This window comes from Duganella sp. GW822-FHT06D06 (assembly GCF_058799615.1).
In genome coordinates, this window is sequence record NZ_JBXALQ010000013.1 from 119823 (window position 1) to 145508 (window position 25686).

Sequence of the window (25686 nt, forward strand, 5' to 3'; positions counted from 1 at the left end):
CAACAGAAATGTTAGAATGGAAACCTTAACTTTTCCCACGCGCCGCGCTTCGCCCCATGTCCGACACCGACGACGATTACAGCGGCACCCCATCCACCACCGGCACGCTCGCCGTCGGCGGCAGCACCCTCGGCAGGTTTGAACGCCAGTGGGACCTGGATTGGTTCAAGGTCCACCTGGATGCCGGCACCACCTATGTGTTCGCGATGACGTCGCCGGCCGGCACCTACGCCGATTTAAGCACGTCGATACTGACCCTCTTCGACGCCAACAAGACCGCGGTGGTACCGTGGAGCTTGGGGGGCAACGACAGCGGCCCGGCGATCCAGTACCGGCCGGTCGCCGATGGCGACTATTTCCTGTCGGCGCAATACTCTCTGTATCCCGGATCGGATTACACCGGTGTCCACTACGCGGTCTCCGCGGCGATCCAGCCGGCGGACGCCTTGTCGGCCGATATCCACACCACCGGCGTGTTAGCCCCGACCGACACCGTGACCGGCCGCTTCGACGTCGCCGGCGATGTGGACTGGTACAAATTCCATGCCGAAGCAGGCCAGCATTACTTTTTTGGCTTTCCGAAGAGCGCCGTCGTGCCGACAGTCTTCGAGATTTACGACGTCAACGGCAAGGCGTTGACAGAAGACCACTACCCATTGGAACCCACCACCAGCGGCGATTATTTTATCGCCGTCGGCGGCAACGTCGTGGGCGATTACTCGCTGCGGGCGTACAACCAGGTGGACGACTACTCCGCCAACAACAGCAGCGCCGGCATGCTGTTGGCCGGCGGCCAGGCGACGGGCAAGCTGAACTACGCTTACGACCAGGACCGCTTCAACATCCGTTTGACCGCCGGCCAGGCCTACACGTTGGACTTGTCGGGCGATGCGCGCGATTACGACATCCTGACCTTTACGGTCCTGGACGAGCAAGGCAAGACGGTGGCCACGTCGACCTCGTCGTATGGCAACCAGAGCGCCCCGAGCGCGACCTTCAAGGCCAGCACCAGCGCCACCTATGCGGTGATCGTCACGGCCGACAACACTGCGCAGATCGGACACGGCCCGTACACCATCAAGGCATCCAACCCGATCGCGGACGACTTGGGCGACGCCGTGAGCGGCGCCACGCAGCTGACGCTGGGCACCGCCATCGCCGGCACGATCAACTTCACGGGCGATGTCGACGTCGTCAAAGTCGCGTTGCAGGCCGGCACCACCTACCTGCTGGCATTGAACGCGATACAGGGCCGCTACGCCAGTTCGCTGGCGATCACCGGCGAGGACGGCCAGGTCGTCAAAACCCAGAACGATGCCAAGGGCAACACCAGCTTCACGCCGGCCGCCACGGGCGACTACTACCTCACCGTCTCCGGCGAGCAAGGCAACATCTACACGCTGATCGCCAGCACCCCGGCCGACGATTTCGGCGCCAACGCCGCCGCCGCCGGCAAGCTCGCCGTGGGCGGCAGCGCCGGCGGCAACTTGGAACACAGCGGCGACCGCGACTGGTTCGCGATCACGATGGAGGCCGGCGCGACCTACGAAATGTCGCTGAAGAAGGCCGAGGGCTCGCCTTTGTTTAACAACTTCTTCTACTACACCGCATTGAATGTCGTCGATGCGCAAGGCCATGTGCTGACGGGGCTGGAGACCAACCGCAGCGCCACGGGTCCGCAACTGTCGTATCGCGCAGCCGCCAGCGGCACCTACTACATCGAAGTAGCGGCTCACGAACAAGCCGGCGGCTATGTCGTGAGCGCCGCGTTGGGCACGCCTGACGACGCCGGCAACCAGGCGGCCACCGCGACCCGGCTCGACCTGGGCAGCGCCTTCAGCGGCAAGCTGGAAGTCCCCAGCGACAAGGACGTCTTCAAGGTCGCCGTGGTCGCGGGCCAGTACTACGGATTCCAGCTGGAGCGTGCGCCGGGCGGCCATCTGCCTGCCTTGCAGGGCAGGGATGCGCAGTGGGAAGCGCTCCAGGTAAATAACCTGCGCCTCGACTACAGCAACAGCACCTACCAGCTGTACTTCGCAAAAACCACCGGCGACATTTACCTGACCGTCAGCGAGGCCCCGGAATATGGCGCCAACGGCTACCGGCTGACCGCCACCGCCCTCGGCAAGGATGACTACAGCAACTCCAGCTACCTCGCCGGCAGCCTGGCTGTCGGCGCGCAGGCAAACGGCGCGCTCAACTATGCCGACGACGTCGATACGATCAAGGTGACGCTGCAGCAGGGCGAGTCCTACCAGTTCGCGTTGCAGAGCAGCGCCAGCCAGGGCTTGAATGCAAAATACGACTATGGCGTGACGCTGCACAACGCCCAAGGTTCGGAAGTCGCCCGGTCCGGCGGCCCGTTTGGCTGGACCTTCGGCTACAAGGCCGCCGCCAGCGGCGACTACTACCTGTCCGTGCAAGCCAAAGTCACCGACCTCAACGCCACCGGCGGCTACACGCTGGCGGCCAGCAAGATGGACGCCGCGCCGCTACTGGCGGCGCCGCCCGACACCGGCGCGGCCGCCGGCATCCACCACTTCCTGGCGCTCGACTTCAAGCAGCCTATCCAGGTAGCCAATGCCAATGGCATCACGCTCAAGGACGCCGCCGGCAACAGCGTCGGCTTCGGCTACAACCTGGATTACCGGACTGTAGGCACCCACCTGGACTTCGCCGCAGTGCGGCACCTGACTGCGGGCGCCAGCTACACGCTGGACATCGCCGCCGACGCCATCCGCGACATGGCCGGCAATCATTTTGCGGGCCTGCACACCAGCTTCACCACCGTCGCGGCGGCAAGCGCCGGCAGCGCCGGCAACGACCTCCTGCTCGGCCGGTCCAACGGCGCCGCCATCCACGGCGGCGCCGGCATCGATGCGGTGCTGTATGGCGAGCGCAAGTCCATGTACGACATCGTTCAGCGCGACGGTCACACCGAGATCAACCATTGGCGCGACGGCGGCAAAGACGTGCTCGACGGCGTCGAACGGGTGCACTTCCAGGACAGCAGCATCGCGCTCGACATCGACGGCGTCGGCGGCCAGGCCTACCGCCTGTACCAGGCCGCCTTCAACCGCGCGCCGGACCAGGGCGGCCTGGGCTACTGGATCAACGTCATGGACCAGGGCCTGAGCCTGAGGTCGGCCGCCGGCTTCTTTGCCAGCAGCGCCGAGTTCCAGACACTGTACGGCAGCAACCTCAGCGACGACGCCTATGTCACCCAGCTCTACAGCAACGTGCTGCACCGGGCGCCGGACGAAGGCGGCAAGGCGTACTGGCTGCAGGTGCTGCACGACGGCCTGACCCGCGGCGACGCCCTGGCGTTTTTCAGCGACGGCCAGGAAAACCAGGCCGCGCTGATCGGCCAGATCCGCAACGGCTTCGAATACATTCCGGCCGCCGGATAGCGGCAACCAAGCCGGACGGCGCGTGGGTTTTGGTGAGTTTCCGTAGCAACAAAAATGTTAAAATGGAAACCTTAACCTTTCCCACGCGCCGCGCCTCGCCTCATGTCCAACACCGATGATTACAGCAGCACCCCATCCACCACAGGTACGCTCACCGTCGGCGGCAGCGCACTGGGCATGTTTGAAAACGAGTTGGACTTAGATTGGTTCAGGATCCACCTGGATGCAGGAACCAACTATGTGTTCGCGATGACGCCGGCGCCCGGCAGCAACGCCAAACTGAACTATGCAATATTGGCTCTGAAAGATGCCAAGGGCAACACCTTGACAGGTTGGCACTATGGCAGCGACAGCAGCGGCCCGGCCTTCCAATACAAGCCGGCCGTCGGCGGCGATTATTTCTTGTCGGCGGAGTACTACCCGGCCGGCGCCAACTTCGCGGGCATCCGCTATTCAGTCTCCGCAGCAGTCCCGCAACCGGACGCTTTATCGGCGGACATCCACACCACCGGCGTACTGGCCGCGGGCGTCACCATGACCGGACGCTTCGACGTCGCCGGCGATGTCGACTGGTACAAGTTCCACGCGGAGGCAGGCCAGCACTACACCTTCTCCTCCCCGGACAGCTCCGTCCTGTCTGGCATGTTCGGAATCTACGACGCCAACGGCAAGCAGTTATATGACAACAAGCACCCGTTAGAACCCGCTGCCAGCGGCGATTATTTTATCGCCGTCGGCAGCAACGTCGCGGGCGACTATGCGCTGCTGGTGGTCAACCAGGTGGACGACTACTCCAAGGACAACAGCAGCGCCGGCATCCTGTTGCCTGGCGGCCAGATGACGGGCAAGCTGGATTACATTTCCGACACGGACTGTTTCAACCTCCGCGTGAGCGCCGGGCAGGCCTACACGCTGGAATTGTCGGGCGATGCGCGCGATAGCGACATCCTGAGCTTTGCCGTCTTCGACGAGCAAAGCCGGACGATGTCCTATTCGGCGTTGCCGGCCAACGGCGCCGGCGCCCACAGCGTGACCGTCAAGGCGGACACCAGCGGCACCTTTGCGGTCTTGGTCGCGTACTACGGCGCAAGTCACGCAGGATATGGTTCGTACACCCTCAAGGCATCCAAGCCGATCCCGGACGACTTTGGCGACACCACGGGCAGCGCCACGCCGATGACGCTGGGCACCGCCATCGGTGGCAAGATCAACTTCGAGCACGATGTCGACGTCTTCAAAGTCGCGTTGCAAGCCGGTACCAACTACCTGCTGACCTTGAACAACGCGCAGGCCGGCCACGCCAACTCGCTGAAGGTCAGCGACAAGTACGAGCAGGTCGTCAAGACCCACACCGATACGAAGGCCAACACCAGCTTCACGGCGAGCGCCACGGGCGACTACTACATCAGCGTCGCCGGCGATCAAGGCAGCACCTACACGTTGAGCGCCACCGCGCCGGCCGACGATGTCGGCGCCACCGCCGCCGCCGCCGGCAAGCTCGCCGTCGGCGGCAGCGTCGGCGGCATGCTGGAACACGGCGGCGACCGCGACTGGTTCGCGATCACCCTGGCGGCCGGCGCGACCTACGCCATGTCGCTGAAACCGGCCGCGGGGTCGGCATTGTTTAACAGCGGCTACACCACCACATTGAATGTGGTCGATGCACAAGGCCAGCTGCAGGCGAGCAGCGCCAGCGGTTCGCCACTATCGTATCGCGCCGCCGCCAGCGGCACCTACTACATCGAAGTGGCGGCCGGCCAGCAAACCGGCGGCTATGTCGTCAGCGCCGCGCTGAGCGCGTCCGACGATGTCAGCGACCAGCCGGCCGGCGCGACCCGGCTCGATTCGGGCATCGCCTTCAGCGGCAAGCTGGAAGTTCCCATCGACCAGGACGTCTTCAAGGTCGCGGTGGTCGCGGGCCAGTACTACGGATTCCTGCTGGAGCATGCGCCCGGCGGCAAGCTGCCCGATTTGCGGGGCACGGATGGGCAACACGGTCAACTCAGTGTCCGTACCCCCCACCTCAACGACAGCGACAACACCTATCAGCTCTACGTCGCCGACGTCACCGGCGACATTTACCTGGCCGTCAGCGCGCGCCCGGACGATGGCGCCAACAGTTACAAGCTGACCGCCACGTCGCTGGGCAGCGACGACTATGTGCATTACGGCGACAACGCCAGCAGCCTGGCGATCGGCGCCCAGGTGAGCGGCGTGCTCAATTATGCCGGTGACGACGATACGCTCAAGGTGACGCTGCAGCAAGGCGAGTCCTACCAGTTCGAGTTGCAGAGCAGCGCCAGCCACGGCCTGAATCCGAAATACGCCTATGCCGCGTCGCTGTACGACGCCCAAAGTGTGACCGTCGCCCATTCCAGCGCCACGTATGGCGGCGCGTTCGGCTACAAGGCCGCCCGCAGCGGCGACTATTACCTGTCGGTGCACGCCTACTTCACCGACCTCAACGCCACCGGCGGCTACACGCTGGCGGCCAGCAAGCTGGGCGCCGCGCCGCAACTGGCGGCGCCGCCCGACACCGCTGTGGCCGCCGGCATCTTCCACTTCCTGGCGCTGGACTTTACCGAGCAGATCAAGATAGCCAACGCCGGCGGCATCGTGCTACGGGACAGTGCCGGCCAGGAAGTCGCCTTCGACTCCTACGCGAACGCGACGCCCGCCGGCACCCACCTGGACCTGAGCACGCAGTGGCACCTCCGCCCCGGCGCCACCTACACGCTGGACATCGCAGCCGGCGCGCTCCGCGACCTTGCCGGCAATCATTTTGCGGGCCTGCACACCAGCTTCACCACCGTCGCGGCGGCAAGCGCCGGCACCGACGGCAACGACCTCCTGATCGGCCAGTCCAACGGCGCCGCGATCCACGGCGGCGCCGGCATCGATGCGGTGGTGTATGACGACTCCGGGTCGCTATACGACATCGTTCAGCGCGACGGCCACGCCGAGATCACCCGTTACGGCGCCAGCGCCGACATCCTCGACGGCGTCGAGCGCTTGTATTTCCACGACACGAGCATCGCGCTCGACATCGACGGCGTCGGCGGCCAGGCCTACCGCCTGTACCAGGCCGCCTTCAACCGCGCGCCGGACCAGGGCGGCCTGGGCTATTGGATCAACGTCATGGACCAGGGCCTGAGCCTGAGGTCGGCCGCCGGCTTCTTTGCCAGCAGCGCCGAGTTCCAGACACTGTACGGCAGCAACCTCAGCGACGACGCCTATGTCACCCAGCTCTACAGCAACGTGCTGCACCGGGCGCCGGACCAAGGCGGCAAGGCGTACTGGCTGCAGGTGCTGCACGACGGCCTGACCCGCGGCGACGCCCTGGCGTTCTTCAGCGACGGCCAGGAAAACCAGGCCGCGCTGATCGGCCAGATCCGCAACGGCTTCGACTACATTCCGGCCGCCGGCTAGCGGCAATTGTCGTATAGTCTGGATGCGGCAAGCAAACGCTGTCCATACCTTCACTCAACTTTCGGGGAAATGAAAATGAAAAAACTGTTCGTTGCCAGCCTGATCCTGTCCCTGTGCGGCGCCGTCAGCGCCGCCGAGCCGACCGCCCAGCAAAGCAAGATGAAAACCTGCAACGCCGATGCGACCGGCAAAAAAGGCGACGACCGCAAAGCCTTCATGAAGCAATGCCTGAGCGCGGACGCCGCCGCCCCGGCGCCGAAAATGACGCAGCAGGACAAGATGAAGAAATGCAACGCCGACGCCACCGGCAAAAAAGGCGACGAGCGCAAGGCCTTCATGAAGGAATGCCTGACCAGCAAATAAGCCGCCCGACGGCGTGGCAAGCTTCAATGGCGCGGCCCCGGCCCGCCATTGAACGTATCCATAATGCAACACATCCCCGGATTTTGACCGTTTATCGCAAAGTTGTCGGCAGCGGCGGCCAGCTTAAGTAAAATTCACTTTGTTTAAATTGACAACCCACCGAGGAAATCCATGCGCCGTACCGCTGCCGCCGTCCTGATCCCTGCCCTGTTCGCCCTGAGCGCCGCCGCCTCGGCCGCCGAATCGACCCGCCAGCTGGCGTCCTTCGTCGCCATCAACGCCAAGGGCGCCTTCGCCATGACGGTGGAGGTGGGCAAGACCCAGTCGGTGGTGGTCAGCGGCGACGAGCAGTTCGTCGGCTCGCTCCGGACCGAGGTGGTCGGCAACGAACTGCTGATCACCATGGCGGACAAGACCTTCAAGTCCGGCAAGACCAATCCGCGCATCACCATCACCGTGCCGGCGCTGAGCCGGGTCAAGGTGGAAGGCGCGGGCGAAACCATCCTCAACAAGGTCAACACCGACCGCCTCGACATCGGCTACCTGGGCGCCGGCCACCTGGTGGCCAACGGCAAGGTCAAGTACCTGCGGGTCAACGCCAAGGGGGTCGGCGAGGTCGATACCAAGTCGCTAGTGGCCGAACGGGTCGACGTCAATTTCGAGGGCGTGGGCCACGTCAGCGTGCATGCCACCGAGCTGCTCAACGCGGTCGCCAAGGGCATGGGCGAACTGGACTACTACGGCCACCCGAAGACCGTCAACAAGTCGGTGGCCGGCATCGGCAGCGTCAACGCCAGGGACTGATTCGACCGACTAACTTGCCCAGCTGACACGCCGGGCGATTGCGGGTACTATCAAAACACCAAGACCCGCAACGCACCTCGGAGGCTCACACGTGGCTGTGCCGAACGACATCGCGCACTGGCGCGCGCAAATCTTTGCGAAGCTGCTGCTGGTCGTCTTCCTGCTGGGCACGGCCACGGCCATCCCCAGCATCCTGCTGGCGGCCAGCGAAGGCATGTGGTCGATTGTCGTCATCGACATCGTCGCGCTGCTGTGGCTGGCCGGCATCTGGCGCCTGCGCCGCCTGTCCTACACCCTGCGCGTGGTCAACTTCCTGCTGGTCGCCTTCGTGGTCGGCATCGGCCTGCTGCTCAAGGTCGGGCCGGTCAGCCAGATCTACCTGATGGCCATCCCGGTGCTGGCGGCGCTGCTGCTGGGCCTGCGGCCGGCGCTGTGGACCCTGGGCGTGGCCGGGCTGGCGGTGATGGTGGTCGGCTTCGAGCAGAACTCCCAGCTGCGCATCGAGGGCCTGCCGGACTACGGCTTCCTCAAGGCCGCCATCATCACGCTCAACTTCATGTTCATGACGGCGGTGCTGACCCTGTCGTGCGCCGTGCTGCTGCAACACCTGGCGCGCTCCTTCGACGAACTGCAACAGCACCAGCACGAACTGTCGGCGCTGAACGCCGAGCTGCGCCTGACCTCGGCCGCGGTGTCGCGCCTGAACGACATGGTGCTGATCGCCCAGGTCGAGCCGGACGGCGCCGGCGGCGAGGCGGGCCAGCGCATCATCTTCGTCAACGAAGCGTTCGAGCGCCGCACCGGCTACCGGCGCGGCGAAGTGCTGGGCCGCAGCCTGCGCCTGCTGCAAGGGCCGGACACCGAGGCGGCGGTGCTGGAGCATATCGAGCGCGCCATGGCGCGCAGCGAGGCGGTGCGCGCCGAACTGCTGAACTACACCAAGGACGGCGAAGCCTACTGGGTCGAGACCGAGCTGGTGCCGTTCGCCGACGAGGGCGGCGTCAACACGCACTGGGTGGCGGTCGAGCGCGACATCACCGAGCGCAAGAAATCGCAGGACGACATCCACCGCCTGGCCTTCTTCGACGTGCTGACCGGCCTGCCCAACCGGCGCCTGCTGATGGACCGCATCGACAAGCTGCTGGCCAGCTCCGAGCGCGGCGCCACCTACAGCGCCGTGATGTTCATCGACCTCGACCGCTTCAAGACCATCAACGACGCGCGCGGCCACGCCATCGGCGACGCCCTGCTGCGCAACGCCGCCGCCCGCCTGTCGCAGCTGATGCGCAAGGCCGACACGGTGGCCCGCATCGGCGGCGACGAATTCGTGGTGCTGCTGGGCCACCTGGCGCACGAGCTGCACGGCGCCACCCACGCCGCCTCCACCGTGGCGGAAAAGATCCGCGCCGCCATCGGCCAGGATTTCGAGATCGAGGGCCAGACCTACAACTCCACCGCCAGCATCGGCGTGACCATGCTGCCGCGGGGCGGCCAGAGCGCGCAGGACTTGCTGCGCGAAGCCGACACCGCGATGTACCGCGCCAAGGCCGAGGGCCGCAACGGCATCGCCTTCTACGAGACAGCGATGCAGGCCGAGCTCGAGCGGCGCCTGAGCATGGAGCGCGACCTGGCCGCCGCGCTGGCGGCCGGCCAGTTGCAGATGCACGTGCAGGCCCAGGTCGACCGCGGCGGCCGCGCGGTCGGCGGCGAGCTGCTGATGCGCTGGCCGCTGGCCGACGGCCAGATGGTGCCGCCGGCGGTGTTCATCCCGGTGGCCGAGGAATCGGGACTGATCGTCGAACTGGGTACGTGGGCACTGCGCCAGGCCTGCGAAGCGGTGCTGCAACTCGAGCGCGCCGGACTGGCCATGCCGCTGTCGGTCAACGTCAGCCCGACCCAGTTCCGCCAGGCCGACTTCGTCGAGGTGGTGCGGCGCACCCTGGCCGACAGCGGCGCCCCGGCCGCCATGCTGGTGCTGGAGGTGACCGAGGGCCTGTTGATCGACAAGATGGACCAGACCATAGAGCGCATGCACCAGCTGGCGGCGCTGGGGCTGCGCTTCTCGATCGACGATTTCGGCACCGGCTATTCCAGCCTGGCCTACCTGAAGAAAATGCCGCTGTATGAACTGAAGATAGACCGCAGCTTCATCATGGACACGCCGGAAGACGCCAACAGCCGCGCGCTGGTGCAGTCCATCCTGGCGATGGCCGGCCATCTGGGGTTGCGGGTGGTGGCCGAGGGCGTGGAGACCCAGGCCCAGGCCGATTTCCTGGTGGCCCACGCCTGCGACTGCATGCAGGGCTACCTGTACGCGCGGCCGATGCCATTGGCGGCGCTGATCGAACGCTTGCAGGGTAAAACGGCGGAGGCGGCCGCATAGGCCGCCGCTTCAAGGTGAATCAAGGACGCAACGATGCATATCATTTATATCATTATTATCTTATTGGCGGCGCTGGCCGCCGCGCTGTTGCTGTTCGAACGGGTGGCGCCGCTGGCGGCGGCCCGTCTCGGCATGGCGCTGGAGCGCCGGCGCGCGGGCCTGCGGCGGCGCGACGGCGCCCTGCCCGGCTTCAGCATGCCCTACCTGGAGGGCGGCAGCGGCGAGGTACTGGTGCTGGTGCACGGCTTCGCCGGCGACAAGGACAATTTCACCCGCATCGCCCGCTTCCTGACGCCGCGCTACCGCGTGCTGATCCCCGACCTGCCCGGCTTCGGCGAGGCCGGCCGCGCGCCGCAGGCCGGCTACGCCATCGCCGACCAGGTCGAGCGGCTGCGCGTCTTCCTCGAGCGCCATGCGCCGGGGCGTATCCATTTGGGGGGCAATTCGATGGGCGGCTATATCGCCGCGCAGTTCGCGGCCTGCCATCCCGAGCGGGTGGCCAGCGTGTGGCTGCTCGATGCGGCGGGCACGGCGGCGGCGCAGAGTTCGGTCGTGCTCGATGTCTACCGCGCCAGCGGCGCCATGCCGCTGCTGGTGCCGACGCAGCGCGACTTCGCGCAGTTGCTGGCGTATTCCGCGCACCGCAGATTCTTCCTGCCGTATTCGGTGCGCACGGCACTGGCGCGGCGCGCGGTGGCCGACTTCGCGCTGCACACGGAGATCATGCGCCAGGTGGTGGCGTCGCCGCTGCTGGAGCAGCAGTACCACGGGCTGCGCACGCCGGCCTTGATCGTCTGGGGAGCGCAGGACCGCATCCTGCATCCGTCCGGCGCGGCCACGCTGGCCGCGCTGTTCGGCGAACACCGCGTGATCCTGATGGCCGGCATCGGCCACCTGCCGATGCTGGAGGCGCCGCGCCGCAGCGCCGGCGATTACGTCGAGTTCCGCCGCCAACTGGCGCTGGCGGCGCACAATGACGACGGCGACGGCGACGGCGGCCGCGAACCGGCGACCGCCGACGCCGTGCTTACTGCATCACGCTGACGCGCTTGCCGCTGATGCTGCGCTGCGTCGGGTTGCCGTACACGGTGACGTGGCCGGAACCGGTGGCGTCGGCCACCAGCGACTGGCTGACGCCGGCCGAGATGCTGCCGGAGCCGTAGGACACCAGTTCCGCGCTCTGGCTGGTCAAGCCGGCCAGGTCGGCGCTGCCCGAACCGTACACGCGCACGTTCATGCTGCGCACGCTGCCGCTGGCGTTGACGCCGCCCGAGCCCTTGATGTCCAGGTTCAGCGAGTCGCCGTTCAGGCGGCCCAGGTCCAGGCGGCCGGAGCTGTTCAGGCTGGCGACGGTGGCGCCGCTCTGCAGGCCGGAGGCGCTGATGCTGCCCGAACCAGTGACGCGCACCTCGAGGCGGCTGACGCTGCCCGACAACTGGATCTGGCGCGAACCCTTCTGGCTCAGGCTCAGCGGGCCGCCGTTCAAGCCGGTCACCGTCAGGCGCCCGGAACCGTTGGCGTCGATCTGGCGCAGCTGCGGCGTGGTGTAGATCACGCGCAGCGGGTGGGCGCTCTGGATGTTGCCCTCGACCCAGACGCGCAGCACGCCGCCGCTGGAGTCGGTGCGCAGCATCGGCAGCAGGTTGCTGTCGCCTTCCACCTGCAGCGAGGTGGCGTCGCCGACCCGTACTTCGACCTGCATCGGGCCGTTGATGTCGATGCCGTCGCTGCTGGCCGCGTCGCGGCGTTCGGTGGTCTGCTGGCCGTTGCCCTGCACCGCCGAGCTGCCGAAGGCGGAGCTGTAGCGCACGCCGCCGTTGCCATTACCATCGTCCGGGACGACGATGACGGCGCAGCCGGCGAGGGTGGCGAAGGCGGTGATGACGGCGATGGAGATGGCAGTACGCATGATGGGGTCGTCCCTGAAGTTATAGTGCCGCCACTGTAGCGCCAGCGCCGGGGCGCCGTCCGCGCCGTGCGACGAACGGCAGAAAACGGGGAACAGACGGCCCAAAACCGGTATTCAGATCCGGCGCCGGCGGGTGCTATCATGACGCCATCCACCAGCCCCGCCAGCAACGACCATGACCTCTCCCACCGCGCCAACCGACAGCCTGATCGCCCTGCGCGACCTGACCCGCCAATTCTCCGCCGAGCGCGATTGGCAGCAGTTCCACACGCCGAAGAACCTGGCGATGGCGCTGATGGTGGAGGCGGCCGAACTGGCCGAGCATTTCCAGTGGCTGCAGACCGGCGCCGACGCCGAGCTGGACGACGCCCGCCGCACCGGCATCCGCCACGAGCTGGCCGACGTGCTGCTGTACCTGGTGCAGCTGGCCGACAAGAGCGGCGTCGACCTGCACGCCGCCGCGCTGGAGAAGATGGCGCTCAACGCCGCCAAGTACCCGGCCGACCAGGTGCGCGGCGACGCCCGCAAGTACAACCAATACTGAGCGTCCTCACGTCGGCCGGCGCACCGCGCGCACCTTGCCGCTGCCGCCGCCGCCGGCGTAGAACAGCCCGGCGCCGTCCGACTCCAGGCCGCTGACGCCGACGCCGGCCGGCATCTCCAGCCGTTCCAGCACTTCGCCGCTGGCCGGATCGACGCGGCGGATGTCGCTCTCCTCGCCCTCCCAGGTCCCGTGCCACAACTCGCCGTCGACCCAGGTCACGCCGGTGACGAAGCGGTTGGAAGCGATGCTGCGCAGGACCTTGCCGGTGGCCGGGTCGACCTGGTGGATCTTGCGGTCGCGGTACTGGCCCACCCACAGGCTGCCCTCGGCCCAGGTCAGGCCGGAATCGTAGCCGTCGCCCGGCGCCGGGATCGAGGCCAGCACCTTGCCGCTGGCCGGGTCGAGCTTGTCGATGCGCCGTTCGGCGATCTGGTACAGATAGGTGCCGTCGAAGGCGGTGCCGGCGTCGGCGGCGACATCGAGCGTGCGGGTGGTGGCGCCGCTGGCCGGGTCGAAGGCGATCAGGTGGGCGCCGGTGGCGGCCCAGACGCGCTGGCCGTCGTGCGTGACGCCGTGGATGCGTTCGACGCCGTCGAAGGGGCCGTATTCGCGCACGATCTCGGCCGGGCGCGCCTTGGCTTGAAGCTGGGCTGTGTTGCTGTTCGCGTTCATTGCTGCCTCCTGGTGGTTGGTGCGCCGCGGATCGGCGCCGCAACAGAACTTTATGCCAACGGCAGCGCGGCGGGGAGTAACAAGATTGTCGTGAATTGTGCCATGGCGCCGGCCAGCGGCGGCGCCAGCCAGCGCCGCGTACGCGCCTGGCCGATCGGCCGCGCGCGGCCGGCCGCCTCCAGTTCGGCCAAGGCGCGCTGCACGGTGCGCTGGCTGGCGTCCAGCGCCAGCGCCAGCGCGGAGGTCGACCAGGCCGCACCGTCGGCCAGCAAGGCCAGCAGCGCGCCCTGCTCGCCGTCGATGGGCGGCGCCAGCACCGCCACCGCGCCGCCGCCCAGCGGCTTGAGGACGAAGCCGCAGGCTGTGGCCTCGATGCCCGCCTGGGCCTTGAGCAGCGCCCGCAGGCGGCCGATCTCGACCCGCAGGCGGGCGCGGTGGGTGTCGTCGGGGTCGCGGGTGTTGAAGGCGGCGGCGATCAGGGCTTCGCGGGCGATGTCGCCGGGCCAGGCTGCGGCCAGCGCGCGCGCCAGCGCGAACAGCACCGGCCGCCGCGCCAGCGGGCGCCATTCGGCGCCTGTGCCCACGCCCCGGCGGCAGGCGTCGACCACCAGCGTGTCGGAGGCCAGCAGCGCGGCCACTTCATCTAATCGCAGCGTCTGTTCGGCGCCGGCGGCCAGAAGGCGGGCGGCCGGCCGGCCGAACGCGCTGCGCGCCTCCGCCACCTCGGCCAGCAAGGCCGGGATGCCGGCGCGCGCGGCCGCCGTCTGGGCGCGCTCCAGCGCCGCGCGGGCCAGCGCGATGCGCAGCGAGCGCAGCGCCAGTTCCGCCGCCGCCAGTTCCGCCACCGCCTCCAATGCCGGCGGCAGGCCGCGCGGGTCCAACAGCGCCAGCGCCGCGCCGGCTTGCTCCAGGCGACCCAGCAACAGCAGGCGGCGCACCGCGATCAGGCGCGCATGCAGCGCGTTGGCGCGGTCGGCGTGGGCCTCCAGCGTGACCAGCGCCGCCGCCAGCGCGCGCGGCGAGCCGGCGAAATCGCGCACCGCCAGCGCCACCTCGGCCTCGGCGATCACGCAGCGGGCGCGCGACAATTCCTCATGGGAGCCGAAGCCGCGCGCGGCGCGCCGCAGCAGTTCGCGGGCGCGTCCGTGCTCGCCCAGTTGGGCCATGGCGATGCCGCGCAAGGCCAGGGCCGGCGGATCGTCGCGCAGGGCGACGCGTTTGAGGGCGCCGAGCGCATCACCGGCTGCGAGGGCGCGCGCGGAGGCGGCGATCAGGGAATCCATGGCGACAGCATACACCGGCGCGCCGCCGACTCTGCGGCGCGGCGCGAACGGTGCCGCAGCGGCGCTGGCGGCGCGGCGGCCCAGCGCTGCGGCGCCACCTTGGTATCGCGGCCTTAGTGGCCCAGCGCCTTGCGGATCTGCGCCGAGACGATGGTCCACGACGGCGAGGTGGCGGCCACCTCGTCGAAATGGCTGCCGCCCGGCAGCACGATCACCTCGGCCTGGTCGCCGGCCGCCTGGGCGCGGCGCGCGTAGTCGTGGCCGGCGCGCAGCGGCGAGATGGTGTCCAGCTCGCCGTGGATCAGCACCGTGCGCACGCCGCACGGCAGCAGCTCGGCCGGCGAGGTATCCGAAAAAATATCCGGCCGCGCCGCGCTGGCGACGCCGGCCAGCTGCACCACGTCGCGCTCGCAGCTGGTCTTGATCAATTGTTCCTCGTTGCGCAGATCGGCCAGGCCGCCCAGGCTGATGACGACCGGGACCGGCAACGGCTCGGCCACGTACAGCGGACTGCTGCGCGGCAAACGGGCGCGCGCGGCGGCCCACTGCGCCAGATGGCCGCCGGCCGAATGCCCGACCAGCACGATGCGCGCCAGGTCCAGCCGCCACTGCGGCGCCAGCGCGCGCAGATGATCGAGCGCCGTGGCGACGTCGTGATACATGCCGGGATAACCGCCGCCCTCCTCGTCGAAGCGGCGGTATTCGATATTCCAGACCGCGATGCCCTGCCGCTGCAGGTCGCCGGCCATATTGCGCATCTGCGAAATACCGGCATACTCCTTGCACCAGCAGCCGCCGTGGACGATCACCGCCACCGGGAACAAGCCATCGCCGGCCGGCTGGAACAGCTCCGCGAACTGCGACGGCGCCGCGCCGTAGGCCACATGCAGCGTCGGCGCGGGGCCGCTCAACGCCAGGTAATCCGGCAAGGTCATCGGCGCCGGCAAAGTCCCGTCCGTAGGTATCGACATACATGCGCTCCAAAAAAGAATAGCGCAATGCTACACGCAAAAACACCGGGGTCAAGTCTGACAATCGGACACAAACTCTGCCGTATCGGTCGCTACGGCAGAACTCGTGTCCGAATGTCAGACTTGACCCCCGGGGGTTAGAACTTGTAGTTGGCGCGGACGTAGTAGTAGCCGCCGTTGATGCCGAACGGCGAGAACGATGGCAGCACGTTCACCGCCGCGTTGTCGCCGGCCGCGCGCTGGTCGGCCAGCAGCAAGGGGTTCACGCCGTCCGGGTACTTGTTGAACAGGTTGTTGGCGCCGACCGCCACCGACCACGCTGGACTGAGCTTGTAGCCCACCTCCAGGTCGGTGATCGCCTTGGCCGAGATTTCGGTCAGGTGATACACCGAGCCGTCTTCGCTGCCGTACTCCGACGATTTGCCGTAGATCGCTTCGCGCAGGTTGATGGTCCAGGCGCCGATCTTCCACAACGCGCCCAGGTTGACGCGCACTTTCGGCGACGCGGTCTCCAGGTCGGAGATGGCGGTCTTGTCGAGCAGCGTTTGCGGCAGCAGCTGGGCCGGCGCCTGGTTGATCTTGGTGACTTCAACCTTGTTGTAGTTGGCCGCCACCGACCAGTCCACCTTGCCCGCCGTGCCGTAGCTCTGGTTCAGCGTGGCGACGAACTCCAGCCCCCGGCTGCGGGTGTCGACCGCGTTGGAGAAGATGTTGATGCCGGTCTGGCTGACGGTGCTGTCGAGCACATTGCCGTTGGCCTTGATCGCCGCCACAACCGCCGGCGAGTTGACCGATCCGCCCGAGCCGTACAAGGCGCCGGAACCGACGATGCGGTCGCGGATCTTGATCTGGTAGGCGTCCAGCGTGATGGCCAGGTTGGCGGCCGGATTCAGCACCAGCCCCAGGCTGAAGTTGGTCGAGCGTTCGGGCTTCAGGCCGTCCACGCCCACCAGCTTGGCGCCGGCCGAATTCGGCGCCAGCTGCACGAAGGCGGTGGTCGGGCCGACGTTGGTGGCCGAGTAATATTCCTCGGCCAGGGTCGGCGCGCGGAAGCCGTTGCTGAAGGTGCCGCGCACGCCCACCACCGGCGAGATGTCGTAGCGCGCCGTGAACTTGCCGACCTTGGCGTTGCCGAAGTCGGAGAAGTGTTCGTAGCGGGCCGCCAGGTCCAAGGTCAGGTCGGCAACCGGGTTGCCGGCCAGGTCGATGTAGGCCGCTTCGTTGGTGCGGCGGTGGCTGCCGGCGTCGGTCAGCGAGAAGCCCGGATAGGACTGCGAACCTTCCTTGTAGCGCGAGGCGGCGTCGCCCGCTTCGATCTCGTACTTGTCGATGCGGTGCTCCAGGCCGGCCGCCACGTTGAGCGGCTTGGCCCAGCCGACCGCGAACTCGCGGCTCGCTTCCAGCGACGTGGTCAGCTGGCTGGCGATGAAGGAACCGGCGCGGAACACGGTCGGCGTGCTGCCGGTGTCGTTGAACAGCGAGACGTTGCCCGAGTCGGCCACGCCGATCTTGCTGGTGTCCTTGCCGTAGGTGGAGCTCAGGTCCAGATTCCAGCCGGCCAGCACGCCCTTGACGCCGCCGGTCAGCGCGAAGTCGTCCTGCTTCATGGTTTCCTTCGGCGAGAAGCCGGTCGGATAGACCTTCGGCAGGCGGCTCGGCAGGCGGTAGTTCTCGTAGGCGCGCGCTTCCTTGTGGCCCCAGGTGGCGATGGCGTACAGCTGGCTGTCCGGCGCGAAGTCGTAGCCGAAGTTGGCCGCCAGGACGTTCAGGTGGTATTGCGCGTCGCCCGAGATGTGGTTGACGTGCGGGTAGCCGGCCTGCTGGAACATGCCCGGATAGGCCGCCATGTTGGCGGCGGTGATCACGCGCGGGTCGATGCCGCCACGGTCGCTGTAGCCGTGGTACTTGGATTCGGCGGTCAGGCTCAGGAAGGCGTCCTTGAACGGTTCGACGCCGATGTTGGCCGAGGCGTCGCCGGTGCGGCCGCCGCCGTCGGAGTAGCCGCCGCCGGTGGCGCTGGCGGTGCCGCCATGGTTGTTCGACTTGAGGATGATGTTGATCACGCCGGCGATGGCGTCGGAGCCGTATTGGGCGGCGGCGCCGTCCTGCAGCACTTCGATGTGGTCGATCGCCGATACCGGGATGTAGTTCAGGTCAGCCGCGGCGCCGCCCTGGTATGGTCCGCCCAGCACGGCGAGGTTGGCGGTGCCGTGGCGGCGTTTGCCGTTGATCAGCACCAGCGTGTTGTTCGGGCTCAGGCCGCGCAGGCGCGCCGACAGGGTCAGGTTGGCGGTGTCGCCGCCGAAGGCTTGCGCGGTGAACGACGGCAGGTTCTGCGCCAGCGCCTGGATCAGGTCCGGCTGGCCGGTGCGCTGCAGCGAGGCCGCGTCCAGCACCTGGATCGGCGAGGCGCTGTTCTCCACCTTGATGCCGCTGGAGCGGGTGCCGGTGACGATCACCGCGCTGACGGCGGCGTCGCCGGCGGCTGCCTCCGCCGCATCGGCGGCGCAGGCGGAACCCAGCGACAGGGTGGACAACACGGCGGCGACGCCGGTCTTGAGTATGGCCTTATGCATAGTGAATCCCCATTTGAAGAAAAGTAAAGTAAGACCTGCTGCGTATTATTTTTTTGCGGCGACGACTTCGATTTCCACCAGCCAGCCCGGATTGCTCAGGGCCGCCACCTGCACCACGGCGCGCGCCGGCAGCTTGGTCTGCGCGCCGCCGAAGTGCTGGGTGTAGGCTTCCATGAAACCCTTGGTGTCGGCCCTGCCGCCCTTGGCCGGATCGCCGACCAGGTAGACGGTCATCTTGACCACGTCCGTCATGTCGAGCTTCATGCTCTCCAGGACTTCCTTGATCTTCTTCAGCACCGATTCGGACTGGGTCCTGGTGTCGCCGAAGGCGGCCAACGAATCCGGCGCGGCGCCGGCGTCGGCGATGGCTGGCACCTGGCCGCTGACGAAGTGGATGGCGGCGGTGGCCGGCACCGTGACCGCCAGCGCGATCGGGAAGTCCGAGCCGGGGATCTTGTGGCGGACGATGTCGGCGGCGGCAGCCTTGGGGGCGGCGCTGGCGGCGGCCGGCAACAGCGCCAGTGCGGCCGGAATCAACAGGGAGACGAGTGCTTTGTTCATGCGTTCTTCTTTCAGTGTTTGTTGGACATCTGGCCGTTACTAAAATGGTCGACTTGCAGTACATCGCGCAGCGCCAGCACTTCCGGCCCGCTCAGCGGCGCGGCCTGGTTGCCCCAGTTGCTGCGCACGAAACTGAGAATGGCGGCGATCTGCTGGTCGTTCAGGCTCTCGCTGAAGTCCGGCATGCCGCCGCGCCCTTTCAGCAGCACCGTCGCGACGTCGGCGCCCTTCCCCTGTACGAACTTGTTACCCGCCAGCGCCGGAAAGGCGCCCGGTATGCCCTTGCCGCTGGCCTGGTGGCAGGCCGCGCAGTTCTTCATGAACAGCGCCTTGCCGTCCGCCGCCGCCGAGTCCTGCGCGCGCGACGGCGCCGTGGCGCCGGCCGCCAGCACGGCGATGATCGCCATCGCCGCCTTGATCAAAAGCTCCTTCATGCGCTGGCCCTCCCATGGATCCTGGCGATCTGCTGCCACGCCGATTCGATGGCGCCGGCCTGCCAGCCGGTCAGGTAGCTCAGGTGCTCGCCGGCCAGCAGCACGCGGCCCTCGCCCTCCACCAGGATCGGGTAGGCGGCGGCGCGGGTCTTGTCGGTCCACTCGGCCCAGCCGCCCAGGTTGTATTGCACGCGGTGCCAGGCGACCGAGAACGCGGACTCGAAGTTCTCCCTGTACTGCGGGAAGATCTTCTGCCCCGCCTCCAGCGCGAAGGCGGCGCGCTCCTTCGGCGACAGCGCGCTGGTCTCGATCGCCGCCGTCTGGTACTGGTAATAGCCGAGCAGCACGCCCTTCTTCTTTTGCCAGCCGTAGGACGGCATCGAGATGGTGTTGATGCCTTTGAGGTCGGTGAGCACATGGCCGCCGTACAGGTGCTCGTCCTCTTCCCAGAAGCGGCGCTTCATCTGCAGGCCGATCTTGCCGACCGGCGCGTAGGCCACCGTGGCGACGGCCTGCTTGAACTTGTCCGAGAAGTCGGTATCGATCTGGCGCAGCACCGACAGCGGCATCGCCACCAGGCAGTAGTCGGCGCCGATGCTGGCGCTTTTTCCGGTGCCGGTGTCCTTGTAGGTGACGGTGACGCCCTTGTCGTTCTGGCGGATGGTCTGCACTTCCGCGCGGTAGCGGATGTTCTTGCCGACGCGCTTTTCAAACGCCTTGGCGATGGCGTCCATGCCGCCCACCGGCTGGAACATGGTGTTCTGCATCGGGAAATCCTGCACCGCGCTGTAGACGTTGCCCAGCTTGGAGGCCAGCAGGTCCTTGAAGCCCAGTGGGTCGGACGGCGTGCCGGCTCCCGGCGCGACGCCGGCGCCGGGATTGACGGTGTAGCCACGGCCGCTGCGGCCCTTGTATTGCAGGTCGGCGCCGGCCAGCTGGCCTTCGTGCGCCAGGTAGTCCAGCAGCAGACGCTGGTCGTCGGCCGTCAGTTCGGCGTCCAGCTGCTTGCGCTTGACCGACTTGGCCAGCAGCTCGGAGACGTGGCCGCGCATGTCGGCCTTGATCTCGGCCACCCGCATGCGCTTGCCGGCGTAGGGGCCGGCGTTTTCCGAGTAGACGAAAGAGTGGTCGTTATCGTTGACCATGACTTCCAGCGGCACCTCGAACAGCCGCGTGTAGTGCAGCGTCGACTGGTGGTACAAGGGGATGCGCCACGGGCCGTGATTGATGTACTGGCCGTCGTCGAATTCGCAGGTCTGCTTTTCGCCGCCAAGCTCGGTCAGGCTGAAGCCCTTGCGCGCGGTCTGGCAGCGGCCGCCGGCGAAGGCGCGCGCTTCGAGGATCTGGCAGTGGTAGCCCAGTTTCCCCAGCTCGTAGGCGGCGGTCATGCCGGCCAGGCCGGCGCCCAGTATCAGCACCTTCTTGCCTTTGCCGCTGCCGCTCAGCGCCGGCGGCGCGGAGGCGGTCGAGCCTATGCCCATGCCCCAGGCGTTCATGGTGTTCAACAGCAGGCCGGTGCCGCCGACTGCCGCCGCCCGATAAAGGAAATCCCTCCGTGTCAATGCACTAAACGATTTAAACGATTTGACTGTTTTACTATTCATCGATTTCCTTTCGTGGCTTGCGTTTCCATAGTCCCTATCTAGCAATCGCCGTGCCACGAATCCAAGCAAAATAAACATGCTTCGCCGTTGAAGCGATCCTTATGGAATAAGGCGATTTGACATCTGCAGTAGCGTTTCCAGCGACAGACTTTATTTGCCGAATTTATGGCTGCGCCAGCGGAAAAACGGCGCGCCGCACCAGCGGGAGGCGTGCACCTAAATGGATGGAAGTGGTGTGCACGGCGCTGGACAGCGCCGTGTGCTATCGACTTGGGAAATCAGTTAGCGTAGCTGGCGACAACGTGCGTAGTGCTACGTAGGGGTGTCGCGGAGATGGCGGAAATGGAGTGCGGCAGGCAGGCGATTTCCGCCGCTGCGAGATGGCGCTGCGTGGTGCTGCTGTCGGCCATGTGGCAGGCGTGGAATTGCATGGGCGCGGCGGCGTCCAGCAAATAAATCATGTCCATGTCGGCCGGGTCGTAGGCGACCCGCACCTGCCATTGGCCACGCTGGCGCGCACGCTCGAACCAGCGCTCGTTGATGGCGCGTGCGCAGGTGTAGACGCTGTCGAACAGCACGATGCCGTCGGCGGTGACGGTGGCCTGGCCGGCCGGCATCAGGCTGCAACGCAGCAGCTGTTCGGGATAGGTCTTCAGGCTGCCGCCGCGCTGTGCCACGCCCCAATCCCACAGTGCGCGCGGCGTGGCATGGCCGTGGTTGGGCAGCTGGTGGCTGTTGTTGTGATACAGGATGGCGTCGATGACGATGCGAGTGAACTGGTCCAGATCGAGCACGCCGTCCAACCGGCAGGCCGCGCCGGCGTCGCCCGCCGCCAGCAGCAGGAAGCGCTTTTCCAGCACCGCCTTCCATTCGTCCGGACCGTCGCCGGCGTCGACGCAGCGCAGGTTGAAGTTGTTGAGCAGTGTCTCGCACTGGACACCGCCGCTCAGGGCGACGTTGGCGTGCAGGTTTTCCGGCAGGTGGCGGCAAGGCCACTGCCCGGCCTCGATGCTGCGGCCGTACCGCTGGCTGTAGCGCTGCTTGTCGGCGCCGCAGTGGGCCAACGCCAACATGGCGTGCTGCCAGCTGGGCGCGCCCAGGCCGACGTAGACGCCCACCACCATGCGGCTGAAGGTATCGACCGCCACGTACACCAGCGGCCGGCCTATGGCCTGCTGGCGGTCGGCGCGCGAGACCAGCTGCACTTCGGCGCGCACCACGTCCAGGTAGAAGCCGGCGCCGGGCCGGCCGGCCGGCGCTGCGGCGTCGAATGTCTGCCGCTGCGCGACGGCGCCGAAACCGGCAGCGCCGGTGGCCTGCGAGCCGCGCGCCATTGCGGCGGCGCTGCGGCGCGCCACTTCCGGCGGCCGGTCGTCGTCGTGATCGAGCCAGTAGTTGAACTGGCCGAAGGTCGGCAGCGCGACTGGCTGCGCGCCGGCCGTCGCCAACACCCGGCCGCTGCCGGCGTCGATGCGGCGCCCGCCGAAAAAGTCGGCCAGCATCTGCTGGTAGGCGCCCAGCCGCGAGAACTTGGCGTGGCCCGCCGCGTAGTGCGCGATGGCGACCCGGAACGCGCGGCGGATTTCCTCGTCGGCGTTCACGCCGGGACCGTCGTCGGCGCCGCTCTTGCGCGGCCGTCCGCGCTTGACGCCGGCCGAGGCCTGGCGCACCTTGCCGCGCCCGCCGGAGTTGCCGTAGTCGGGCAGCAGCGCGTTGGGCGTCTGGCCGCGCTGCCAGTAGCGGCGCAGATAGCGGTAGATGGTGGGATGGGAGACGCCGTGCGTGGCGATTGCCTGCGCGATCAACTGGCCGCGCAGGCGCGCTTCGTAGATGCCCGGCTCCAGCGCCACCAGCGCTTCGACGATCCGCCACGCGCGGGCGCGCAGTTGCAGGTGCTTGGGCGGCAGCAGCTCCTGGCTGACCACCATCAGGTAGGGATCGGCCGCCAGCACGCGCGCATGGCCGGCGCGGATGTCGGCGTGCAGCGCCGGCAGCGTCACCAGTTCGACGTCGGCCGACCGCGCCGCCACGTCGAACACGTAGGCGTGGCTTTGCTCGGGGGCGATCCACAGCACGCGGACGGTGCGCGGGGACGGGTGCGTGTAGTGCAGCAGGTCATTCCGCAACAGCATCGGCGCCTCGGGTGCGGGAGTGTAGAGACAATGCGGTCATTCCGTGCTCCTTGCTCAACGACTTGTCGGTTTATGCTCTCCTCAATGCAATAACCGGGCCAGAAGGCTGCCGGCGCCTCCGCCGCTATGAAAACGATGCCACTCGGCAGTCCGGGGCGCGTCGCGGCCGGCGTGGTTTTGGTGCGCAGCGCCGCCGGGCGCACCGCGCGTGTGCAGGCGGCCCATATGAAAACAGGGCCTTGCGGCCCTGTGGTGTATAGCGATTTATACCTTAACGATCAATACTTCTTCTTGAACCCGGCCTTGGCGCCAGGCGCCGGCTTTTTAGGCGGCGTGGCCTTGCCCGATTCCGGCGGCATGCGGTCGGCCTGGCTGATCTTCAGCTGCGCGCCGCCGACCCATACTTTGCCCAGGTGCTTGAACAGTTCCGGCGGCATCCCGTCCGGCAGCTCCAGCATGCTGTAGGTGTCGAAGATCTCGATGCGGCCGATATGCTTGGCTTCCAGGCCAGCCTCGTTGGCGATGGCGCCGACGATGTTGGACGGCGTGGCCGCATGGTTGCTGCCCACTTCGATGCGGAAAGCGCTCATCGGCACGGTGACCTTGCCCGGCTTTTCCTTTTTCTTCTTCGGCGCGGCTTCCTCTTCCACTTCAGCCGATTCCACGCGTGCCGCCTTGGCCAGCGGCGAAGCCGCCGGCGCGGACGGCGCGCGCGACGGTACCGGACGGGCCGCTACCGGCGCCGGTGCCGGCGCCGACGACGGCGCGCCCTCGCCGCCATCGCGGCTGATGCGCAGCTGCTGGCCGGCCACCTTGATGCCGGCCAGGTGATCGAGCACGTCGCCGGTCAGGTTGTCCGGCATATCGAGCACGCTGTAGTCGTCGTAAATCTCGATGCGGCCGATGTTCTTGGAGTCGATGCCGCCTTCGTTGGCGATCGCGCCGACGATATTGCCCGGCTTGACGCCGTGCTGGTAGCCCACTTCGATGCGGAAGGTCTGCATGCCAGGATCGGCGGCGCGCACGATGCGTTCCTTTTTAGGGAAACGCTCGCTGCGGTCCGGACGTTCGGCGCGGTCGCCGCGCTCGAAACGGTCGCCGCGGTCGCCACGGTCATTGCGGTCGTTGCGTTCGAAGCCCACTTGACGGCCCGGACGCTCGTCCCAGGTGGCGGCGGCCACTTGCTGCTTTTTGTCCAGCAGCAGCGGCACGTCGCCGCGCGCCATCTTGGCCAGCGCGGCGGCGATTTCGACCGCCGGGATATTCTGTTCGCGCTCGAAGTCCTCGATCAGCGACTGGAACTGTTCCAGCTCGCCCTGTGCCAGGGTTTCGCTGATCTGCGACTTGAACTTGGCGATGCGGACGTCGTTGACGGCCTGGATGGTCGGCAGCTCCAGCATGCTGATCGGCTGGCGGGTGGCGCGTTCGATCGATTTGAGCAGGTTCTTTTCACGCGGGGTGATGAACAGGATCGCCTCGCCGCTGCGGCCGGCGCGGCCGGTGCGGCCGATGCGGTGGGTGTAGCTTTCCGGATCGTGCGGCACGTCGTAGTTGACCACGTGGCTGATGCGCTCCACGTCCAGGCCGCGCGCGGCGACGTCGGTCGCCACCAGGATGTCGATCTTGCCGTCCTTGAGCTGCTGGATGGTGCGCTCGCGCTGCTGCTGCTGGACATCGCCGTTGATGGCGGCGGCGGAGAAGCCGCGCGCCTGCAGCTTGCTGGCCAGTTCCTCGGTACCGAGCTTGGTGCGCGAGAAGATGATCATGCCGTCGAAGTTCTCGGCTTCCAGGATGCGGGTCAGCGCGTCCAGCTTGTGCATGCCGGACACCAGCCAGTAACGCTGGCGAATATTTTCGGCGGTGCCGGTCTTGGCGGCGACCGTGATTTCCTTCGGATTGCGCAGGTAGGTGTTGGCGATGCGGCGGATGGCCGACGGCATGGTGGCCGAGAACAGCGCGGTCTGGCGGGTTTCCGGGGTCTCTTGCAGGATGCGTTCGACGTCGTCGATGAAGCCCATGCGCAGCATTTCATCGGCTTCGTCCAGCACCAGCGTTTTCAGCTTGGACAGGTCGAGCGAACCCTTGTCCAGGTGATCGATGACGCGGCCCGGCGTGCCGACGACGACGTGCACGCCGCGGCGCAGCGCCGACAGCTGCGGGCCGTAGCTTTGGCCGCCGTAGATCGGCAGCACGTGGAAGCCGGGGATGTGCGCGGCGTAGGTCTGGAAGGCTTCGGCGACCTGGATCGCCAGTTCGCGGGTCGGCGCCAGCACCAGCGCCTGCGGCGTGGTCTGTTTGATATCGATGCGCGACAGGATAGGCAACGCGAAGGCGGCGGTTTTACCCGTACCCGTCTGCGCCTGGCCCAGGACATCCTGGTTGTCCAGCAGCGACGGGATGGTCGCGGCCTGGATCGGCGAAGGGGATTCGTAGCCGACGTCTTTCAGCGCTTGAATAAGCGGTGCGCTGAGGTTCAGATCGGTGAAAAGGGTAATCGGGGAAGATGGGGTGTCAGACATGGCGTCACTCACAAGTATGTTCGAATCGCCTAATTGCGAAAGAAATTTGTGCGTAGTTTACTCTCTATCGACACTTTGAGCCGAAAAATGGG

General features: G+C 67.1%; 17 protein-coding genes. 7 read left to right on the plus strand and 10 right to left on the minus strand.

Annotation, left to right across the window (positions count from 1 at the left end; translation table 11 throughout):
• Positions 1–56: 56 nt before the first annotated feature.
• The 6 genes from AC1RMD_RS22185 (at position 57) to AC1RMD_RS22210 (ending at position 11433) form a co-directional block, all read left to right on the plus strand.
• Positions 57–3410: a DUF4214 domain-containing protein gene (locus AC1RMD_RS22185; protein ID WP_492929447.1), complete on the plus strand. Its 3354-nt coding sequence runs from the start codon at positions 57–59 to the stop codon at positions 3408–3410.
• Between the two features lie 102 nt (positions 3411–3512).
• A complete protein-coding gene (locus AC1RMD_RS22190; RefSeq protein WP_492929449.1) occupies positions 3513–6839 on the plus strand; it encodes a DUF4214 domain-containing protein in 3327 nt (1108 codons plus the stop codon).
• A 69-nt stretch (positions 6840–6908) separates the two neighbouring features.
• On the plus strand, positions 6909–7202 hold the full coding sequence (locus tag AC1RMD_RS22195) for a PsiF family protein (RefSeq protein WP_492929451.1): 294 nt from the start codon (positions 6909–6911) through the stop codon (positions 7200–7202).
• 171 nt (positions 7203–7373) lie between these two features.
• Entirely contained in the window at positions 7374–8006 is a 633-nt protein-coding gene (locus AC1RMD_RS22200; RefSeq protein ID WP_492929453.1) for a GIN domain-containing protein, read from the plus strand.
• A gap of 91 nt (positions 8007–8097) precedes the next feature.
• Complete coding sequence (locus AC1RMD_RS22205) at positions 8098–10389, plus strand: putative bifunctional diguanylate cyclase/phosphodiesterase (protein ID WP_492929455.1); 2292 nt, start codon at positions 8098–8100, stop codon at positions 10387–10389.
• A gap of 33 nt (positions 10390–10422) precedes the next feature.
• Complete coding sequence (locus AC1RMD_RS22210) at positions 10423–11433, plus strand: alpha/beta fold hydrolase (RefSeq protein WP_492929457.1); 1011 nt, start codon at positions 10423–10425, stop codon at positions 11431–11433.
• Here AC1RMD_RS22210 and AC1RMD_RS22215 read toward each other — a convergent pair.
• Positions 11417–12298 (minus strand): head GIN domain-containing protein, encoded by an 882-nt coding sequence (locus tag AC1RMD_RS22215; RefSeq protein WP_492929459.1) that lies wholly within the window; start codon positions 12296–12298, stop codon positions 11417–11419. The genes AC1RMD_RS22210 and AC1RMD_RS22215 overlap by 17 nt on opposite strands.
• 175 nt (positions 12299–12473) lie before the next feature.
• Between AC1RMD_RS22215 and AC1RMD_RS22220 the strand changes: the two genes are divergently transcribed.
• A complete protein-coding gene (locus tag AC1RMD_RS22220; RefSeq protein ID WP_492929461.1) occupies positions 12474–12842 on the plus strand; it encodes a nucleotide pyrophosphohydrolase in 369 nt (122 codons plus the stop codon).
• Positions 12843–12848: 6 nt separating this feature from the next.
• Here AC1RMD_RS22220 and AC1RMD_RS22225 read toward each other — a convergent pair whose 3' ends face one another.
• The 9 genes from AC1RMD_RS22225 to AC1RMD_RS22265 all read right to left on the minus strand — a co-directional run bounded on the left by AC1RMD_RS22225 (position 12849) and on the right by AC1RMD_RS22265 (position 25594).
• Complete coding sequence (locus AC1RMD_RS22225) at positions 12849–13514, minus strand: Vgb family protein (protein ID WP_492929463.1); 666 nt, start codon at positions 13512–13514, stop codon at positions 12849–12851.
• A 50-nt stretch (positions 13515–13564) separates the two neighbouring features.
• Positions 13565–14797, minus strand: a complete 1233-nt coding sequence (locus AC1RMD_RS22230) for a helix-turn-helix domain-containing protein (protein ID WP_492929465.1) — start codon at positions 14795–14797, stop codon at positions 13565–13567.
• Positions 14798–14910: 113 nt separating this feature from the next.
• Positions 14911–15768, minus strand: a complete 858-nt coding sequence (locus AC1RMD_RS22235) for an alpha/beta hydrolase (protein ID WP_492929467.1) — start codon at positions 15766–15768, stop codon at positions 14911–14913.
• 137 nt (positions 15769–15905) lie between these two features.
• Complete coding sequence (locus AC1RMD_RS22240; RefSeq protein ID WP_492929469.1) at positions 15906–18344, minus strand: TonB-dependent receptor plug domain-containing protein; 2439 nt, start codon at positions 18342–18344, stop codon at positions 15906–15908.
• Between the two features lie 45 nt (positions 18345–18389).
• On the minus strand, positions 18390–18905 hold the full coding sequence (locus tag AC1RMD_RS22245; protein WP_492929471.1) for a RidA family protein: 516 nt from the start codon (positions 18903–18905) through the stop codon (positions 18390–18392).
• 11 nt (positions 18906–18916) lie between these two features.
• Positions 18917–19339, minus strand: coding sequence for a c-type cytochrome (locus tag AC1RMD_RS22250; RefSeq protein WP_492929473.1), 423 nt, complete (start codon positions 19337–19339; stop codon positions 18917–18919).
• On the minus strand, positions 19336–20943 hold the full coding sequence (locus AC1RMD_RS22255; RefSeq protein ID WP_492929475.1) for a flavin monoamine oxidase family protein: 1608 nt from the start codon (positions 20941–20943) through the stop codon (positions 19336–19338). Before AC1RMD_RS22255 ends, AC1RMD_RS22250 begins: the two co-directional genes overlap by 4 nt.
• A 278-nt stretch (positions 20944–21221) precedes the next feature.
• Complete coding sequence (locus tag AC1RMD_RS22260) at positions 21222–23075, minus strand: TnsB C-terminal domain-containing protein (RefSeq protein ID WP_492929477.1); 1854 nt, start codon at positions 23073–23075, stop codon at positions 21222–21224.
• 278 nt (positions 23076–23353) lie between these two features.
• Positions 23354–25594, minus strand: coding sequence for a DEAD/DEAH box helicase (locus AC1RMD_RS22265; RefSeq protein WP_492929479.1), 2241 nt, complete (start codon positions 25592–25594; stop codon positions 23354–23356).
• Between the last annotated feature and the right edge of the window lie 92 nt (positions 25595–25686).

Excerpts from the sequence above, each read along its gene's own strand:
- AC1RMD_RS22185 (WP_492929447.1), top strand. The coding sequence starts at position 57 with ATGTCCGACACCGACGACGATTACAGCGGCACCCCATCCACCACCGGC.
- AC1RMD_RS22200 (WP_492929453.1), top strand. The coding sequence starts at position 7,374 with ATGCGCCGTACCGCTGCCGCCGTCCTGATCCCTGCCCTGTTCGCCCTG.
- AC1RMD_RS22240 (WP_492929469.1), bottom strand. The coding sequence starts at position 18,344 with ATGCATAAGGCCATACTCAAGACCGGCGTCGCCGCCGTGTTGTCCACC.
- AC1RMD_RS22235 (WP_492929467.1), bottom strand. The coding sequence starts at position 15,768 with ATGTCGATACCTACGGACGGGACTTTGCCGGCGCCGATGACCTTGCCG.
- AC1RMD_RS22245 (WP_492929471.1), bottom strand. The coding sequence starts at position 18,905 with ATGAACAAAGCACTCGTCTCCCTGTTGATTCCGGCCGCACTGGCGCTG.
- AC1RMD_RS22230 (WP_492929465.1), bottom strand. The coding sequence starts at position 14,797 with ATGGATTCCCTGATCGCCGCCTCCGCGCGCGCCCTCGCAGCCGGTGAT.
- AC1RMD_RS22265 (WP_492929479.1), bottom strand. The coding sequence starts at position 25,594 with ATGTCTGACACCCCATCTTCCCCGATTACCCTTTTCACCGATCTGAAC.
- AC1RMD_RS22220 (WP_492929461.1), top strand. The coding sequence starts at position 12,474 with ATGACCTCTCCCACCGCGCCAACCGACAGCCTGATCGCCCTGCGCGAC.
- AC1RMD_RS22195 (WP_492929451.1), top strand. The coding sequence starts at position 6,909 with ATGAAAATGAAAAAACTGTTCGTTGCCAGCCTGATCCTGTCCCTGTGC.
- AC1RMD_RS22260 (WP_492929477.1), bottom strand. The coding sequence starts at position 23,075 with ATGCTGTTGCGGAATGACCTGCTGCACTACACGCACCCGTCCCCGCGC.
- AC1RMD_RS22190 (WP_492929449.1), top strand. The coding sequence starts at position 3,513 with ATGTCCAACACCGATGATTACAGCAGCACCCCATCCACCACAGGTACG.
- AC1RMD_RS22225 (WP_492929463.1), bottom strand. The coding sequence starts at position 13,514 with ATGAACGCGAACAGCAACACAGCCCAGCTTCAAGCCAAGGCGCGCCCG.
- AC1RMD_RS22255 (WP_492929475.1), bottom strand. The coding sequence starts at position 20,943 with ATGAATAGTAAAACAGTCAAATCGTTTAAATCGTTTAGTGCATTGACA.
- AC1RMD_RS22210 (WP_492929457.1), top strand. The coding sequence starts at position 10,423 with ATGCATATCATTTATATCATTATTATCTTATTGGCGGCGCTGGCCGCC.
- AC1RMD_RS22215 (WP_492929459.1), bottom strand. The coding sequence starts at position 12,298 with ATGCGTACTGCCATCTCCATCGCCGTCATCACCGCCTTCGCCACCCTC.
- AC1RMD_RS22250 (WP_492929473.1), bottom strand. The coding sequence starts at position 19,339 with ATGAAGGAGCTTTTGATCAAGGCGGCGATGGCGATCATCGCCGTGCTG.